The following is a 15,875-nucleotide window of genomic DNA, read 5'->3' on the forward strand; positions in this document are numbered from 1 at the left end:
GCAATGACAATGCAGTTTATTTTAGACAATGATTTTAAGAAAAGTGTTGCCAGTCAGTTGGTACTTGATGAAATCGCAACAGTGGAAAATGACATACTGTTTATTGACGGTCAAGATGTCTATAAACTAGAACAAAAACAATTGGCATATTTGGATGCCCCTGATTTTTTTCTTGGATTTATGACGGTAAAATTTAAATCATACCCAAAACCTTTTCACTATGAATTAAGTTTTAAAGATGAATTTCAAACATTAATTAAAGAATTTGAAGTTGATGGGTGCTTAATTAAATATCAGAATCAGAGATATATTTTACCAAAAGAAATGTTTGATATTTATCATATGAATATTAAACAAAAAGAAAATGGTGATATGGATTTATTTTATCATCTTCTTGAAAAAATAAAAACAAATACTCATAAAAATATTATTTTAGAAGGCTTGCCAAAAAAAGACATTGTCAATAGTTTACCACCATTGCATATTGATGTTCAAATGAATGCTGATGGCACAGCAACAATCATGCCTTTTTTACCTAATATTAATGAAAAAAGACAAAAAGAATATCAGGAGCAAATTTTAAATAGTGATTATATTAAAGCACTTGTTGAAATAAATAAGTACAATGATAAAGAAAGACACCGTATTATCCATATTATGCACCCAAAAGATGTGGAGGCTTATAAAAGATTAAGTCAAATTGGCGTAATTGAGAAAGAGAATGTGGTAAAATTTATTCAAAATCCTGCTCCATTTATTTTGCTTGACGATGAAAATCAAGATGATTTACCCATCCATTTTGACAGTTATCGCATATTGGGTATGGGCGAGCCTTATGTAGGTTATTTTGGCTCAAAATCTTTGGACTCACCGATTGCCAAAGCCTTGTTGGGTGCAGGCGACATGCAAATGGTAATAGAGGTAAAAAATAAAATTAAAGAAATTTGTCATGAAAAAACACCAGAAGAAATAAAAGAATTTAAAGAAAAAATACAGCAAGCCATTGCTGAAAACCAAGATGGTTTTATTATTAAAGAAGAATTTTTTCCAAAAGAAAGTTTTGCTACCATATTGAAAGCATTAAATGGCATTATTAGAAAAGCAGAAGAAAAAAGAATAGACTCTCCAACAAAAATTGTTATTAGTATTGGTCCAAATGATGAATGGGATATTATTGTTCCAAATCATAATAAAAAACATCTAAATCAGATTAATACCCAAAATAATAATAAAGGCGAAACTTATAATAACTTTAAACCAAATTTTGAGCCAAAATATTATCAGATACAGGGGGTGAATTGGTTGATTGACCTATACCAAAATCAATTCCGTGGCGGTATCTTAGCTGATGATATGGGGCTTGGAAAGACATTTCAAATGCTTGCCTTTATCAATTATTTATTACATATAGATGGTAATTTTAAAGGTAAGCGTATTTTAATTGTTACACCAACTGTTTTATTAAACAATTGGAAAGAAGAGTTTGAAAAATTTTTTAAAGAAGATATTTATAAAGACCTAAATATTCATATTGTGCATGGTAAAGATTTAAGAAAAAGAAGGCAGGTTAATAAAAATGAACAAGGGGTTTATAATAGCTTTGATGTAAAAAATTTCTTACAAAGACCTTTGGATATTTTGATTACATCCTATGAAACTTTATCAAACTATCAATACAGTTTTGCCCAAAAAGAATTTAACTGGGGTTGTGTGATTTATGATGAAGCTCATAAAATAAAAAACCCCAATGCTCAAATATCTCAAGCTTCTCGTGCAATTAGTAGCGAAGTTGATTTTAGTGTATTATTGACAGGGACACCAATTGAGAATGAATTAAGAGATTTATGGGCATTATTTGATGTTTTTGACCCACAACATTTTGGTAGTTGGAAAAAATTTAAAAAAGAATATGTAGGCAGAAAAAATGATGTCAATCAGGTAGAGCACAGGTTAAGAGAACATGCCTCAAATTATTTATTACGCCGCCTTAAAAAAGATTATTTAAAAGAATTGCCAAGAAAATTTGAGAAAATTCACGAAGTTTTGTTTAATGATGATGAAAGTAGATACTATGTAGAATGTCTAAATAGTAATGAAATTGCATTGACTCGTTTGCATAAATTAAAGAGTTTTTCACTTAGTGGTATTTTAGATGATAAAAAATTCATGAATGATTTTAGTAAAATAAATAAACTTATATCATTATTAAAAACCATTAAGCAAAATAATGAAAAAGCCATTATATTTATCATAGAAAGAGCGGTACAAAATTTGATAAAGTTTGGTATTGAACAAAAATTTGACATTGATGTCTCTATTATTAATGGAGATAATAACAGTTCTAATAATGTTCAAGTCATTTTAGATAAATTTAATAAAATAACGGGATTTGGGGTAATTATTTTATCACCTTTGTCAGCAGGAGTTGGTTTAACGATTACCAGTGCCAATCATGTCATTCATTATGAACGATGGTGGAATGCTTCCAAGGAAGATCAAGCCAGTGATCGTGCTTATCGCATTGGACAACAAAAAGATGTTTATATTCATTATATTTTGGGTGAATTACCAACACATCAAATGGAGAAAATTGCTAAAAACCATCAAGATGAGACCAAAGAATTTTATAGTATAGACAGAGCAATTCATCAACTAATCAGCCAAAAAAGACAAACAGCAGGATTTTTAATTCCACAAAAAAATATCACCATGCATGAAGTTTTGGGTGTAACAATGCAAGAATCACCCAATGAAATTTTGATTGAGAAATTAAAAGCGTTGTCATGGCAAGAGTTTGAGTTATTAATTAAAAAAATGTATGAAAAGCAGGGGTATTACTGCCAATTAACACCAATTGGGCAACAAGATTTTGGAGCGGACATTATCGCCAAAAAAGATGATGAAATCATTGCCATTCAGTGTAAGCATGCTAAAAATGGCAGAAATAGAAATGATGATGCAGTTATTGCTTTAATTAATCAAGCAAAACCCTTTTATGATGCAAGTCAATTTGTTGCAGTTACCAATGCTGGTTTTAATGAACATTCAAAAAATCAAGCAAAGCTTAATAATATTAAATTGATTGAAATTTCTGAATTGATTTATTATTTGGATAAATATGATGTTGCATTAGACTTCTTGAAAAACCAGCAAAATCAAATCTGAAAATTCCACCAATGCCTACACTTCATTTTAAATTCTGGTATGGCATCTTTCGGTGCATGATTTGTTAGATGAATACAAAGTGGGCGATAGGGATTATCAGGATTATCAGTCTTATACTGGCTTAACTGACAAACATACAAAGGAGGTTGCTTAACGTCATGGACAACAAGACACCCAAATCGGACTTGCAATCATCTGCAATAAACATGGTTGCAAAGTTGCCCTAAACCTGTGTATTAAGTTGTAGATTTATATAAAAAATGTTAAGGGCAAACTAAAAGGACTAAGTTTCTGTTAAGTGCAGAAACTTAGTCCAATTAAGTTTTGTTAAACCGTTTTGTTAAACCACTGGCAACAATCTAATCTTTTATCTGATGATGTCAAACATTATCTAAGATTTGCAATTGATGAGATTGACCAATGGTAACCCATCAAAAATTACTGTTTATCGTCTTTGACTTCGGTAAACTCAGCATCCACCACGCCATCATCGGCAGGTTTGGTTTGGTCTTGCTTTGGAGCTTGACCTGCATCTGCACCGCCTTGGTCAGTGCTATAAATTTTGGTACCGATTGGCAAGAATGCGTTATCAAGAGCTTCTAGTTTGGCTTTGATTGCATCCACATCATCTTCTTTGGTTGCAAGTTCTAGCTCACCAATGGCAGTCTCTACCGCTTGTTTTTCTTCATCGGTTGCTTTATCGCCATTTTCTTTTAGGGCTTTTTGTACCCCTGCGATACGTCCATCTGCTTCGTTGCGTACGTTGGCAAGTTCGGCAAATTTCTTATCCGCTTCGGCATTGGCCTCGGCATCACGCACCATTTGTTCAATCTCTTCATCCGTAAGACCACTGTCGGCTTTGATTTGGATGGATTGTGATTTACCCGTACCCTTATCCTTAGCAGAGATGTTCATGATACCATCTGCGTTAATGTCAAAGGTAACTTCAATCTGTGGCACGCCACGAGGGGCAGGCGGAATGTCGGTTAGGTCAAAGTTACCGAGCAGTTTGTTTTGGCTTGCAATTTTACGCTCACCTTGATACACCTGAATGCTTACAGCAGGTTGATTGTCGGCGGCGGTTGAAAATACTTGTGATTTTTTGGTGGGAATCATCGTATTTTTCTCAATGATGGCCGTCATCACACCACCCATGGTCTCAATGCCCAGCGTCAGTGGGGTTACATCAAGTAGCAATACATCTTTTTTGTCGCCAGAGAGTACCGCACCTTGAATGGCGGCACCGATTGCCACCGCTTCGTCAGGGTTGACATCTTTTCTTGGCTCTTTGCCAAAGAACTCTTGTACCTTTTGTTGTACCAATGGCATACGGCTTTGACCACCAACCAAAATCACATCATCAATATCACTTGCTGACAGACCTGCATCTTCTAGGGCGGTTTTGCAGGGGGCGATGGTACGAGCTACCAGCTCTTCGGTCAAAGCCTCCAATTTGGCTCGGCTGATTGTTACCACCAAGTGCTTAGGACCTGTGGCATCTGCGGTAATATATGGCAAATTCACCTCGGTAGAGGTTGAGCTTGACAGTTCAATTTTGGCTTTTTCGGCAGCTTCTTTTAGGCGTTGCATGGCAAGCGGGTCGCCTTTTAGGTTGACGTTTTGCTCTTTTTTGAACTCATCTGCAAGATGGTCAATCAGAGCAATGTCAAAGTCTTCACCGCCTAGGAACGTATCACCGTTGGTAGAGAGTACCTCAAATTGCTGTTCGCCGTCCACATCTGCAATCTCAATGATGGACACATCAAACGTACCACCGCCTAAGTCATATACAGCAATGGTGCGATCCCCTTCTTTTTTGTCAAGACCAAAAGCAAGGGCAGCAGCGGTAGGTTCGTTGATGATGCGTTTTACATCAAGTCCTGCAATGCGTCCTGCATCTTTGGTTGCTTGACGCTGGGCATCATTAAAGTAAGCAGGCACGGTAACGACCGCTTCGGTAACAGTTTCGCCAAGATAATCTTCGGCGGTCTTTTTCATTTTTTTCAAAACTTCGGCAGAGATTTGTGGCGGTGCTTGTTTTTTGCCATTCACCTCAACCCACGCGTCGCCATTGTCTGCTTTGACGATTTTGTATGGTACAAGACCAATGTCTTTTTGAACCGCTTGCTCATCATAACGACGACCGATAAGACGTTTGACGGCAAATAGGGTGTTTTGTGGATTGGTAACCGCTTGACGTTTGGCAGATTGACCAACCAAGGTCTCACCGTCTTTGAATGCCACGATAGAAGGTGTGGTTCTGGCACCCTCACTGTTTTCAATGACTTTGACGTTGCCATTTTCTAGGATTGCCACACATGAGTTGGTTGTACCTAAGTCAATACCGATAACTTTACCCATAATTTTTCTCCGATTTGTTAAGTGAATTTTGGCAAATTTATAAAACAGTTTTGCCAAACTTGTCTGTTATATTTGTGTCAAATTTGGATTTTCAAGAGAAAATTTGACAAATTTTTAAAAAACTTTTTGTAAGAAATCTTTGTAAAAAAAATTTTAAACCATTGAAATTTAAAACAAAATCCATAAAAGGCAGGCATTTTTGGCAATCAGGATAAGCATTTAATACCAGCGGGCAACACGGCTGTATAAGTTGTATAAAGCACCACCAGTGAGCCAGCACAATACAATGCCAGTAAGATTAAGCACCCACCAATACCATCGCAGGACGTAGTGGGCGTTCATTTAGTGTGTAGCCTTTTTGCAATACTTGCCCAATGATGTCTTTGTCTGCATTAGGGAAAATGCCCACTGCTTCATGAATGTTGGGGTCAAAAGTATCACCAATCTCACCCACTGCTACCACGCCATTGCGTTCTAGGACGGTCAGTAGTGATTTATGGGTAAGGCGTAATCCTTCAAGTGTGGCTTCGTTCACCCCTGCTTTTTCGCTCGCCTCTAAACCACGCTCTAAGTTATCCACCACATCAAGCAGCTCTTTGGCGAACTTTTGTAGGGCGAATTTTTTTGCCTTTTCGGTTTCTTGCTCCATACGGCGTTGGGCGTTGTAGGAATCAGCATTGGCACGAGCCTGTGCTTCTTTGGCTTCTTTGACTTCTGCCTCAAGAGCCTCTATGGTTGCAATCAATTTGGTAAGCTCATCGGTTTCGTTTGGCTCTTGATTTGGCTCTTGGGCCTGCTCATTTGCATTTACAGTTGGCTCTTGTTCGTTTAAGGTTGGTTCTTGTTCACTCATGGTGCTCTCCAAGTGGGATAAAATTTATCTTATTGATAAAGGTTGTGGGGCAAAATTTCAAGTGATGTGTCAGCTGATAATATCAGATGGGCAAAAATTTTGTTATAATGGTTTGTTATAATAGATAATCGCCATCAATCCATCGTTAGTCCATTGCTTATTTTGGAAAACCCCATGACCACCCAAAAACTGACCACCCAAAAACCCTTTGCCCAAAAATCTGCCCAAAAATCTTTGAACAAAAACCCAAAAAAAGTCTTTCAAAAAAACCAAAAATCCAAAAAACCCAGCATTCCCCATTTTTATGGAATTCATGCCATCAAGGCAATTTTAAACACTCGCCCAATGGATGCTAAGGCTTTATTTATCCAAAACCGTGACCATCATCACAATGACAACCATGATGAGATTGTCGCTCTTGCCACATCGTTTGGGGTGTCGGTACAGACCGCCCAAAAAGACACACTCACCGAACTGTGTGGCAGTCCCCAACATCAAGGCGTGGTATTAGCTGCTCGCTCTTGCCCCATGTTGGACGAAAGCGAACTTGATGGGTTGGCACAGCAAGATGATGCGGTTTTTTTGGTGTTAGACCAAATCAGTGATCCTCATAATTTTGGGGCATGTCTGCGTACAGCGGCTGCCTTTGGTGTGTCGGCGGTTATCGTGCCACGTCATCAAAGTGTGGGGCTGACGCCAACGGTTGCCAAGGTGTCTGTTGGTGGGGCGGAGAGTGTGCCTGTGGTTGCTGTTACCAATTTGGCACGGTGCTTGCAAAAGCTAAAAACAGCAGGGGTGTTTGTGTTTGGGACGGCTCTTGATGAGACTGCCACGCCTTTACAGATGTGTGATTTTGGCACAAAAATCGCCATTGTCATGGGGTCAGAAGCAGATGGCATGAGACGACTGACAGGCGAGCTGTGCGATACGCTTGTGTATGTTCCCATGACAGACAATCCCAACCGCCCCCAAAGTCTGAATGTGAGTGTGGCAACGGGCATGGTACTGTGGGAGGTGTTTAGAGCTCGTTAGTATTTGCAAACATTTGCAAGATAAAAATAAATCATCAAATTGCACCATGATTCACCGCTTTTGATAAAAGACAGATAAAGTAACAACAATCATACCTAAGCGTTTTATATCATTAAAATTTTTTTACAATCATCATGGCGATTTTTGTGTTTTTTTGGTATGATATGCTGTATTTTTTCGCCAAGTGATTTTGAGTGTTAGATGATTTAGCATGCCCATTTGACAATTTTGTCCGTGGCGTTTGGCATTTTTTTAAGCATTTTTAAGTATTTTTTCAAAGTAAGAGACGCACAATGAAAACCACACGCACCACTTTTTTGATGACCGCCCTAATGGCATCCATGCTTGCTTTGTCAGGTTGTAACAAAGACAACAGTGTAGCCAAGCCTGCCAAGTCCGCCAATAACACAAACATCAGCGAACAAAGCTCTGAGATGGATAAAATTAGCTATATCTTAGGTCATGACGCTGGCAAAAACCTAAAAGAGATGGACGGTGATATTAATCCAAAAATCATCGCAGCGGCCATCTCCGAGGGCTTTGAGGGCAAAGAGAGTAAATTTACCGATGAGCAAGCTCGTGCCATCTTTGAAGAATACCAAAAACGCAAAGAGACAGAGGCGACCAAGGAGTTAGAAACCAAAGCAGCCACCAACAAAGAAGCAGGGGCGAAATTCTTAGCAGAGAACAAAGCCAAAGAGGACGTAAAAACCACCCCATCAGGACTACAATATAAAGTCATTACCCAAGGCACAGGCACCAAGCCCAAGCCAACCGATGTGGTCGTGGCACACTATGAGGGTAAAACCATTGATGGTAAGGTCTTTGACAGCTCTTATGAGCGTGGTGAGCCTGCCCAATTTGACCTAGCTCATATGATTCCAGGCTTTACCGAGGGTGTTCAACTCATGCCTGCTGGTAGTAAGTATGAATTCTACATGCCGTCAGAGTTAGGTTATGGTGAGACAGGAGCACCGCCTGTGATTGAGCCTAACAGTGCATTGATTTTTACCGTAGAGCTGCTTGATGAAGCTGATGCCAAAAAGGCCGTCGCTGATACCCATGCTGCCACAGAAGCCCAAATGGCAGAGATGATGAAACAAATAGAAACCCAAACAACACAGCCAGCGACTAACCAATAATCATCATTATGGGTGACGTTGACCCTCAATAAACCAAGTGTGTCTGACGAACTTGGTTTATTTTTATCAAAATTGACACTTTTATCAACACTGACATTAAGCTGTTTTTTGAACTGATATTACATTCATTTTGTCAAATAAGTTAAGCGAATTAAGACAGTTATCATGACCGCAATCACCACCAATCACATGAGCAGCCCATCCCATAAGAGCGTTTTATTACATGAGACGGTGGCGGGCGTGCTTGGCGTGTCTGATTTGTCAGATATATCGCCACAGGCAGGGGTTTATGTGGATGCAACCTTTGGGCGTGGAGGGCATAGCCGTCTGTTGCTTGACCATTTATCTGCCGACAGTACGCTAATTGTCTTTGACAAAGACCCACAGGCGATTGCAGTGGCAAATGAGCTTGCAAAAGATGATGGTCGTGTGGTGGTGATACATGACAGTTTTGCCAGACTCAATGAAAACCTAGCAAAACTTGGCATCAGTCAAGTGGATGGCATCATGGCGGATTTGGGTGTATCCAGCCCACAGCTTGATGACGGTGCTCGGGGATTTAGTTTTATAAAAGATGGGGTGGTGGACATGCGAATGGATACCACCTGTGGACAAAGTGTGGGGCAGTGGCTTGCCATCGTGGATGAAGAGACATTGGCAAATGTGCTGTATGAATATGGTGAGGAGCGTCATAGCCGTAGAATTGCCCGTGCCATCAAGGGCATGGAGTGTTACACGTCTACCTTAGAGCTTGCTTGGGTCATCAAACAGGCTCACCCTGCTTGGCAAAAGGGCAAACACCCTGCCACACAAAGTTTTCAAGCCATGCGTATATTTATCAATAATGAGCTTGCCGATGTCAAAGATTTTTTAAATCAGACCTTAACCGCCCTAAAATCAGACGGACAGCTTGCTGTGATTAGTTTTCATTCCTTAGAAGACCGCATTATCAAGCAATTTTTAAACAACCACAGCAAAGGGCGACATGATGGCGATGATAAATTACCCTTAGCACCAAAACGCCCCAAATACTTTGGTAAGCCCTACCGCATCGCCCCAAGCGACAGCGAGGTGCGTGCCAATCCACGAGCCAGAAGTGCGTATTTGCGTGGGGCAAGGCGAAGTGGGGTGGTAAAGTTGGATGGTTTGACCCATCACAATCATGATGGCTTGTCCCATTAAATTTATCGTCAAAACCATAAATAAATCAAAACCATAAATAAATCAAAACCATAAATAAATCAAAACCATAAATAAATCACAACGCCCATGAACCCAATTACTGACAGCGATTTACATGAATACATCTCCCAAGAGATGAGTTTGGTGGGTTTGTATCGACTGATTGTCGTTGGGCTACTGCTTGGGATTCTTATCACAGGTGTGATGATTGCTCTACAAACCCAAAAACGCCATCAGACTTATCAAGAGCTCACCCATCTAAGACAGCAGTTGGCAAAGATGCAAGTTGAACAAAGTCGCCTGCTGATTGAGCAGCAAACATTTAGTGCAACCCCACAGGTAGCAAGGCGAGCAGTGGGCGAGCTTGGTATGTATTACCCAACCAAAAAAGAACACATCAATCAAAAGCAGTTGGATGAATTTGGCAACCCAAACAATACAGGGGTGTCTTATGAGTAAACATGATCAAACCCCAAATCGGTCAAAAAATCTAAAACAAAAGGCAGACATGCCCCCTAAGAGTGATATTGGCGAGAAACTGAGCAAAATAGGCAATTTGGGCAAGAAACTGGATAAAAGCCATGTAACCAAACGCACCTTTGACACCCAAAGATTAGACCAAAGCCCCCTACAAAAAGTACGCAAACGTAAAAAAAGCTCAGGTGTCTCACTGCTGGGTGGGCTTCAAGATGTGGGGCGTTACAGGATAATTTGGGGGGTCATGGCAGTGTGCTTTTTGGCACTTTTTGCTCGTGCCTATTGGCTTCAAATCGCCAATGCTGATTATTATATCAATCAAGGTGACAAGCTCATCACCACCAAGCGAACCATCACCGCCCATCGTGGCAATATCTACGACACCAATGATGCACCACTTGCTGCCAATGCTCCTTTGACCACGGTGATTTTTAGTCCTTATGATTATGCTTTGGCCTATTATGATTTGCAAAAGAAAATCAAAAACACCAAAAACCAACAGCGTCGCCAAAACCTCTTACAACAACTTGACAAAATGAACTTAGAAACGCTGGCAGTTGCCAGTGGTGTCTCACGTCAAACATTAGAGCAGGCGGTAGATTTGGATGGAGCGGTAGATTTGGATGACCCAGACGCCATCAAACAAGCCCTACCATCAGGAACAGGTTCTAAGCGTTTGGTGCTACTAAGTCGGGTTTCCCCTGAGGTGGCTGGGCGAATTCTTGTGTTGAACTTTAAGGGTGTCTTTAAAGAGACAAGCGACAAACGCTACTACCTACAACCTGAACCGATGGCACAGATATTGGGTTATATGGGTTATTCTCAAGATGACTCATCCATTTATGGGGGGCGAACTGGCATAGAAGCCAAATATGATAAGAAGCTGACAGGCAAGGATGGTCAAGTGCTAAGCCTAAGAGCGGTGCAGGGCAGTATCGGCGACATCAAAGAAATCTCTGCGGTGATGCCAGGGCAGGACATTCATTTGACCATAGATTCACGTTTGCAGTATATTTTATACAAAGAGTTAGAGGAGCTTGGACGTGTACAATCAGCTCGGTCAAGCTCAGGCATGATTGTGGATGTGCAGACAGGTAATGTACTTGCCATGGCATCGTGGCCATCCTTTAACCCCAATGATTTGTCAAAAAGACATGGGGCAAGTGAACGTAACCGCCCTGTGTTAGATACCTTTGAACCCGGGTCGGTGGTCAAACCTTTGACGGTAGCTGCCGCCTTAGAATCAGGTCGTTATAATACCCAAACGCTCATTGATACAGGGGCAGGCAATATGAGACTTGGTAGACATCTCATTCGTGATGGTGGTCGCTATGGGGTGATTACCATGGGTAAACTCATCCAAAAGTCATCCAATGTGGCATCTGCCAAAATCGCTTTGGATTTAGAACCTGATGCCATTGTGAACATGCAAAGAAAATTTGGTTTTGGGCAAAAAACCACTTTGGATTTACCCGCTGAGTCGGCAGGTGTGTTAAAAACCCCAACCGCCAAAGACATCAGTCGCCGTGCTACGTTGGCATATGGCTATGGGCAGTCGGTGACGTTGGCTCAGATTGCAGGGGCGTATGCAACACTTGCCAATGGGGGTAGGATGAATCACCTAAGACTTATCAAAGAAGAATCTGTCCCTGACCCCAAACAGGTCATCAGCGAGCAACATGCCAAAGATATCACGAACATGATGATTAGCGTAACCGAAAAAGGTGGTACAGGTCAAGCCGCTGCCATTGATGGTTATTATGTGGCAGGCAAAACAGGCACATCACGTCGCTCCAACCCCAAAGGTGGCTATTATACCGACCAATTTCGCAACATCTTTGCAGGATTTGCCCCTGCAACTGACCCTCGTTTTGTGGTGGTGGTTTTGGTGGAAGATCCAAGACAGGGCAAATATGCTGGACAAACGGTCGCTCCTGTGTTTGCCAAGGTGATGAAAGAGACGCTTAGGATTTATAGCGTGCCATTTGATAAACCACTGGATTTACACCAATAAATCGTGTTACCACCTCATTGTTAAGAAGAATATTTATGACCACGTTTGATGATTTTGCTGATATTTTAAAATCCCATATCCGCCATGATGATTGGATACGCATCAAGGATTTGCCAATAACAGGCTTTGTGTCGGACAGCTGTAAGGTTGTCCATGGTGAGATTTTTGTACTGTTATCAGTCAATCCTGACATTAAGTTTAGGGCAAAAAGCTATATTGATGATATAAACAGCCAAGCGGTGTTGTCTGAGATAAGTGCATCTGATATGGGCATGGATGATACAAAAATGCCTGTGGTGCATGTGCCAAATTTACGTCTTGTGCTGGGTGATTTGGTCAGGGCATATTTACAAAAAACAAACGCAACCGCTTTACCAAAAGTTGTGGCGGTTACAGGCACCAATGGCAAAACAACCATCAGCCAGCTTGTCGCCCAACTTTTATCGCTTGCCAATCATACAACCGCTGTCATGGGAACGGCAGGTAACGGCATTTTGCCAAATCTAACCCCAAGTACGCACACCACACCAGAGGTGGTTAGCTTGCAACATGCCCTTTATGATTATGCCAAAGCTAGCGTAGAGTGCATTGCTTTGGAGGCAAGTTCGCACGGACTTCATCAACATCGCTTGCAAGGCGTACCGATAACGGTGGCGGTGTATTCTAACTTATCCCGAGACCATTTGGATTATCATGATAATATGGATGGCTATGCAGCGGCAAAGGCACGGCTCTTTGACAAGGCGTTATTTCCCACGCTTAGCCATGCTGTTATCAATCTGGACGATGAATTTGGTGAAATTTTTATTCGCCAAGCCAAACAGTCGGAGCTTAATATTTGGACATACAGCACCAAAAATCCTAAGGCGGAATTTTTTGCCAAACAAATCAGTCCAAGTCTAAATGGGGTAGAATTGGTCATTCAAACCCCACAAGGTGAGATGATGGTAAAAAGCCCGTTATTAGGCTTATTTAACGTGGAAAACCTGTTGGCAAGCATTGGAGCAAGTCTTGCCATGGGCGTAAGTTTTGATGATATTAGCAATAATATCAAATACTTAAAAGGAGCAAGGGGGCGTATGGAACAAGTGCCATCTGAGCGTGGTTTGTTTATTGTGGACTATGCTCATACCCCTGATGCTTTGACCCAAGTTTTGACGAGTCTAAGACCCCACTGTGCAGCCAAACTCATCGCTGTCTTTGGTTGTGGGGGCGACAGAGACAAGGGCAAACGTCCACTCATGGCACAAGCGGCTCTGGCTTTGGCGGATAAAGTCATCTTAACCTCCGATAACCCCAGAGGTGAAAATCCCAACGCCATATTATCCGACATGCAAGTTGGCATGAGCTGCGATGACCATTATCGCACTGTGATAGAGCCTGACCGCAAATGTGCCATCAAACTTGCCATAAAAGAAGCAGGTGAGCAGGACATTGTCGTGATAGCAGGTAAGGGGCATGAGACTTATCAAGAAATACAAGGCGTACGGCATGATTTTGATGATGTGGCGGTGGCGAGAGAGTTGCTGTTAAAAAGGAGGTTTTTTTATGTTTACCAATAATTTAGAAAACATTGTGTTTAATCGTCATTTAGAGAATAATGCCGATGAATTTTTAGTTATCACGGGATATATAGGACCACAACCTTTTAAAAAATTAAAAGATTTACCCATAAATTGCCAAGTTATTTATGGCATGTATGGCTCTGATAGTATTGGCTATTGCCTTAATAGGGTGTTAAATGAAATCCAACAAGGCTCTACAAATACAAATTTACATTATTCTAAGACTGGTGTTCATGCAAAGTGTTATTTATGGAGAAAAAATGGTTGCGTGATTGATGCTTTGGTTGGTTCGGCTAATTTTTCTCGCAATGGATTGGCAACGCCTAATAGAGAAGTATTGGTGGAGGTGGATAATTTAATTTTTGACCAATTAAATAATTACTTTGCTTTGATTCTCAGAAATTCTATCCCTTGTAATTCCGATGAAGTTAAAGTTAAGGTGCTTGCTCATGAAAGTAGTCAAAACGCCCCACAAGCGATAGAATGTAGACTAACTTTTTTATCTAAAAAGGGTAAATATAAAGGTGAAGTGCCACCCAATAGCGGTTTAAATTGGGGGTGTAATTCAACACAGGTTGATGGAACTTCACATACCTGTATAGGTGATGCTGAGATTAGAATAACAGTGGAGGATGTTAAAAACTTCCCAAATTTATTCCCACCGAAATTAGGCACCCAAAAAATTAAACTAGATGGTACCAAAGGAAAACAACAGCGTCAAAACGATGAAGTTGAATTGATTTGGGATGATGGTACGATTATGGCGGGATTGTTGGAGCAAAATATTCATTATAATGGTATGCTCTATCCCAAAGCAGTATGTTCTAGTCATAATAAAGCCGAGTTGGGATTATATCTAAGAGAAAGACTTGGTGTGTCTTCAACCCATAGAATCACTCGACAAGATTTGGAAAATTATGGTAGAACAGATGTGAGTATCAGTTTGCAATCAGAAGGTGTTTATTATCTAGATTTTTCTGTTCCTAGCAACAGTCAATCTAATGAGAGTATAAATAATGAATAAAAAAAGATTCAATGTAATTGATATGTTTTCAGGCTGTGGTGGTCTTTCCAAAGGCTTTATTGATGCTGATTTTAATGTGTTAATGGGTATAGATTTTGATGAAATGGCATTAAAAACATTTGAGCATAATCACGAAGGTGCCATTGCTTTTAAGGGGGATTTATTTAAACCTGAAACATTGGACGAAATGGTAGAGTTGTTAAATAACCAGACCGTAGATGTTATTATTGGCGGTCCACCATGTCAAGGTTTTTCATTAACAGGAAAGCGACAAGAGAATGACGAAAGAAATACTTTATTCTATAGCATGGTAAGGGCGGTAGAAAAATTTCAACCAAAAGCTTTTATTTTAGAAAATGTGCCCGGTCTTGCAACTCTCTACAATGGTAAAGCAAAAGAAGCAATCTTAAAAGAATTTGGTGATTTAGGTTACACGATAAACTATCAGGTTTTATATGCTCCTGATTATGGTGTCCCACAAATTAGGAAGAGAATATTTTTTGTAGGTTTAAAAAATGGCAAAAAATTTGATTTTCCGAAACCGATTTTTACGCCAGAAAATTATGTAACTTGTGAACAAGCAATTGGGGATTTGCCAAGTTTAGAATACGACATTGGTGGCAATCAATCAGAATACTTATCGCCTCCAATTTCAGATTATCAAAAACAAATGCGTAAAAATGCAACTGATTTGTTAAATCATACGGGAACTGTGCATACAGAAATGGTTAAATCTGTTATTGCTCAAGTTCCTGAAGGTGGCAACCATAAAGACTTGCCCAAGGGTGTGGGTGATAGCCGTAAATTTAACGAGGCGTGGACTCGCTACCATAGTCAAAAGCCTTCAAAAACAATTGATACAGGGCATCGTAATCATTTTCATTACAAATGGAATAGAGTCCCAACAGTTAGAGAAAATGCTAGATTGCAAAGTTTTCCTGATGATTTTGAGTTTTTGGGGAATAAAACTCAACAATATAGACAGGTGGGCAATGCTGTTCCACCATTATTGGGTTATCATTTAGCTTTAAACTTATCAAAATACCTACAAGATGAATAA

Annotated in this window: 11 protein-coding genes; 9 read left to right on the forward strand and 2 right to left on the reverse strand. The window is 40.3% G+C overall.

All coding sequences use genetic code 11. From position 1 onward, the window contains the following. The first annotated feature begins 3 nt into the window (after positions 1 to 3). On the forward strand, positions 4 to 3,165 hold the full coding sequence (locus tag A7456_RS00180; RefSeq protein ID WP_082995355.1) for an SNF2-related protein: 3,162 nt from the start codon (positions 4 to 6) through the stop codon (positions 3,163 to 3,165). Positions 3,166 to 3,603: 438 nt separating this feature from the next. On the opposite strand, the gene dnaK is transcribed toward A7456_RS00180, so the two are convergent. Continuing rightward, entirely contained in the window at positions 3,604 to 5,526 is a 1,923-nt protein-coding gene (gene dnaK, locus A7456_RS00185) for a molecular chaperone DnaK (RefSeq protein WP_067006297.1), read from the reverse strand. Positions 5,527 to 5,824: 298 nt separating this feature from the next. After that, the gene (gene grpE, locus A7456_RS00190) at positions 5,825 to 6,379 is read right to left on the reverse strand and encodes a nucleotide exchange factor GrpE (RefSeq protein WP_082995356.1); all 555 of its coding nucleotides are present in this window, start codon (positions 6,377 to 6,379) and stop codon (positions 5,825 to 5,827) included. Positions 6,380 to 6,553: 174 nt separating this feature from the next. On the opposite strand from grpE, the gene rlmB reads away from it, so the two are divergent. The 8 genes from rlmB to A7456_RS00230 all read left to right on the forward strand — a co-directional run bounded on the left by rlmB (position 6,554) and on the right by A7456_RS00230 (position 15,875). Beyond that, entirely contained in the window at positions 6,554 to 7,411 is an 858-nt protein-coding gene (gene rlmB, locus A7456_RS00195) for a 23S rRNA (guanosine(2251)-2'-O)-methyltransferase RlmB (protein ID WP_082995357.1), read from the forward strand. Positions 7,412 to 7,704: 293 nt separating this feature from the next. After that, on the forward strand, positions 7,705 to 8,553 hold the full coding sequence (locus A7456_RS00200) for an FKBP-type peptidyl-prolyl cis-trans isomerase (protein WP_197940261.1): 849 nt from the start codon (positions 7,705 to 7,707) through the stop codon (positions 8,551 to 8,553). Positions 8,554 to 8,718: 165 nt separating this feature from the next. Continuing rightward, positions 8,719 to 9,735: a 16S rRNA (cytosine(1402)-N(4))-methyltransferase RsmH gene (gene rsmH / locus A7456_RS00205; RefSeq protein ID WP_067006300.1), complete on the forward strand. Its 1,017-nt coding sequence runs from the start codon at positions 8,719 to 8,721 to the stop codon at positions 9,733 to 9,735. Between the two features lie 87 nt (positions 9,736 to 9,822). Continuing rightward, a complete protein-coding gene (ftsL, locus tag A7456_RS00210; RefSeq protein ID WP_067006303.1) occupies positions 9,823 to 10,194 on the forward strand; it encodes a cell division protein FtsL in 372 nt (123 codons plus the stop codon). Next, positions 10,187 to 12,226, forward strand: coding sequence for a peptidoglycan D,D-transpeptidase FtsI family protein (locus A7456_RS00215; RefSeq protein WP_227713261.1), 2,040 nt, complete (start codon positions 10,187 to 10,189; stop codon positions 12,224 to 12,226). The genes ftsL and A7456_RS00215 overlap by 8 nt, the downstream gene beginning before the upstream one ends. Before the next feature lie 35 nt (positions 12,227 to 12,261). Then, positions 12,262 to 13,788, forward strand: a complete 1,527-nt coding sequence (locus A7456_RS00220) for a UDP-N-acetylmuramoyl-L-alanyl-D-glutamate--2,6-diaminopimelate ligase (RefSeq protein ID WP_067006306.1) — start codon at positions 12,262 to 12,264, stop codon at positions 13,786 to 13,788. Further along, entirely contained in the window at positions 13,775 to 14,815 is a 1,041-nt protein-coding gene (locus A7456_RS00225) for a restriction endonuclease PLD domain-containing protein (protein WP_067006308.1), read from the forward strand. The genes A7456_RS00220 and A7456_RS00225 overlap by 14 nt, the downstream gene beginning before the upstream one ends. Beyond that, a complete protein-coding gene (locus A7456_RS00230; RefSeq protein WP_067006312.1) occupies positions 14,808 to 15,875 on the forward strand; it encodes a DNA cytosine methyltransferase in 1,068 nt (355 codons plus the stop codon). The genes A7456_RS00225 and A7456_RS00230 overlap by 8 nt, the downstream gene beginning before the upstream one ends.

This window comes from Moraxella nonliquefaciens, from assembly GCF_001679005.1.
GTDB lineage: Bacteria > Pseudomonadota > Gammaproteobacteria > Pseudomonadales > Moraxellaceae > Moraxella > Moraxella nonliquefaciens.

Coding starts and splice junctions, on each gene's coding strand:
- dnaK (WP_067006297.1), bottom strand. CDS start 5,526: ATGGGTAAAGTTATCGGTATTGACTTAGGTACAACCAACTCATGTGTG.
- A7456_RS00220 (WP_067006306.1), top strand. CDS start 12,262: ATGACCACGTTTGATGATTTTGCTGATATTTTAAAATCCCATATCCGC.
- A7456_RS00200 (WP_197940261.1), top strand. CDS start 7,705: ATGAAAACCACACGCACCACTTTTTTGATGACCGCCCTAATGGCATCC.
- A7456_RS00180 (WP_082995355.1), top strand. CDS start 4: ATGACAATGCAGTTTATTTTAGACAATGATTTTAAGAAAAGTGTTGCC.
- grpE (WP_082995356.1), bottom strand. CDS start 6,379: ATGAGTGAACAAGAACCAACCTTAAACGAACAAGAGCCAACTGTAAAT.
- rsmH (WP_067006300.1), top strand. CDS start 8,719: ATGACCGCAATCACCACCAATCACATGAGCAGCCCATCCCATAAGAGC.
- A7456_RS00225 (WP_067006308.1), top strand. CDS start 13,775: ATGTTTACCAATAATTTAGAAAACATTGTGTTTAATCGTCATTTAGAG.
- A7456_RS00230 (WP_067006312.1), top strand. CDS start 14,808: ATGAATAAAAAAAGATTCAATGTAATTGATATGTTTTCAGGCTGTGGT.
- rlmB (WP_082995357.1), top strand. CDS start 6,554: ATGACCACCCAAAAACTGACCACCCAAAAACCCTTTGCCCAAAAATCT.
- A7456_RS00215 (WP_227713261.1), top strand. CDS start 10,187: ATGAGTAAACATGATCAAACCCCAAATCGGTCAAAAAATCTAAAACAA.
- ftsL (WP_067006303.1), top strand. CDS start 9,823: ATGAACCCAATTACTGACAGCGATTTACATGAATACATCTCCCAAGAG.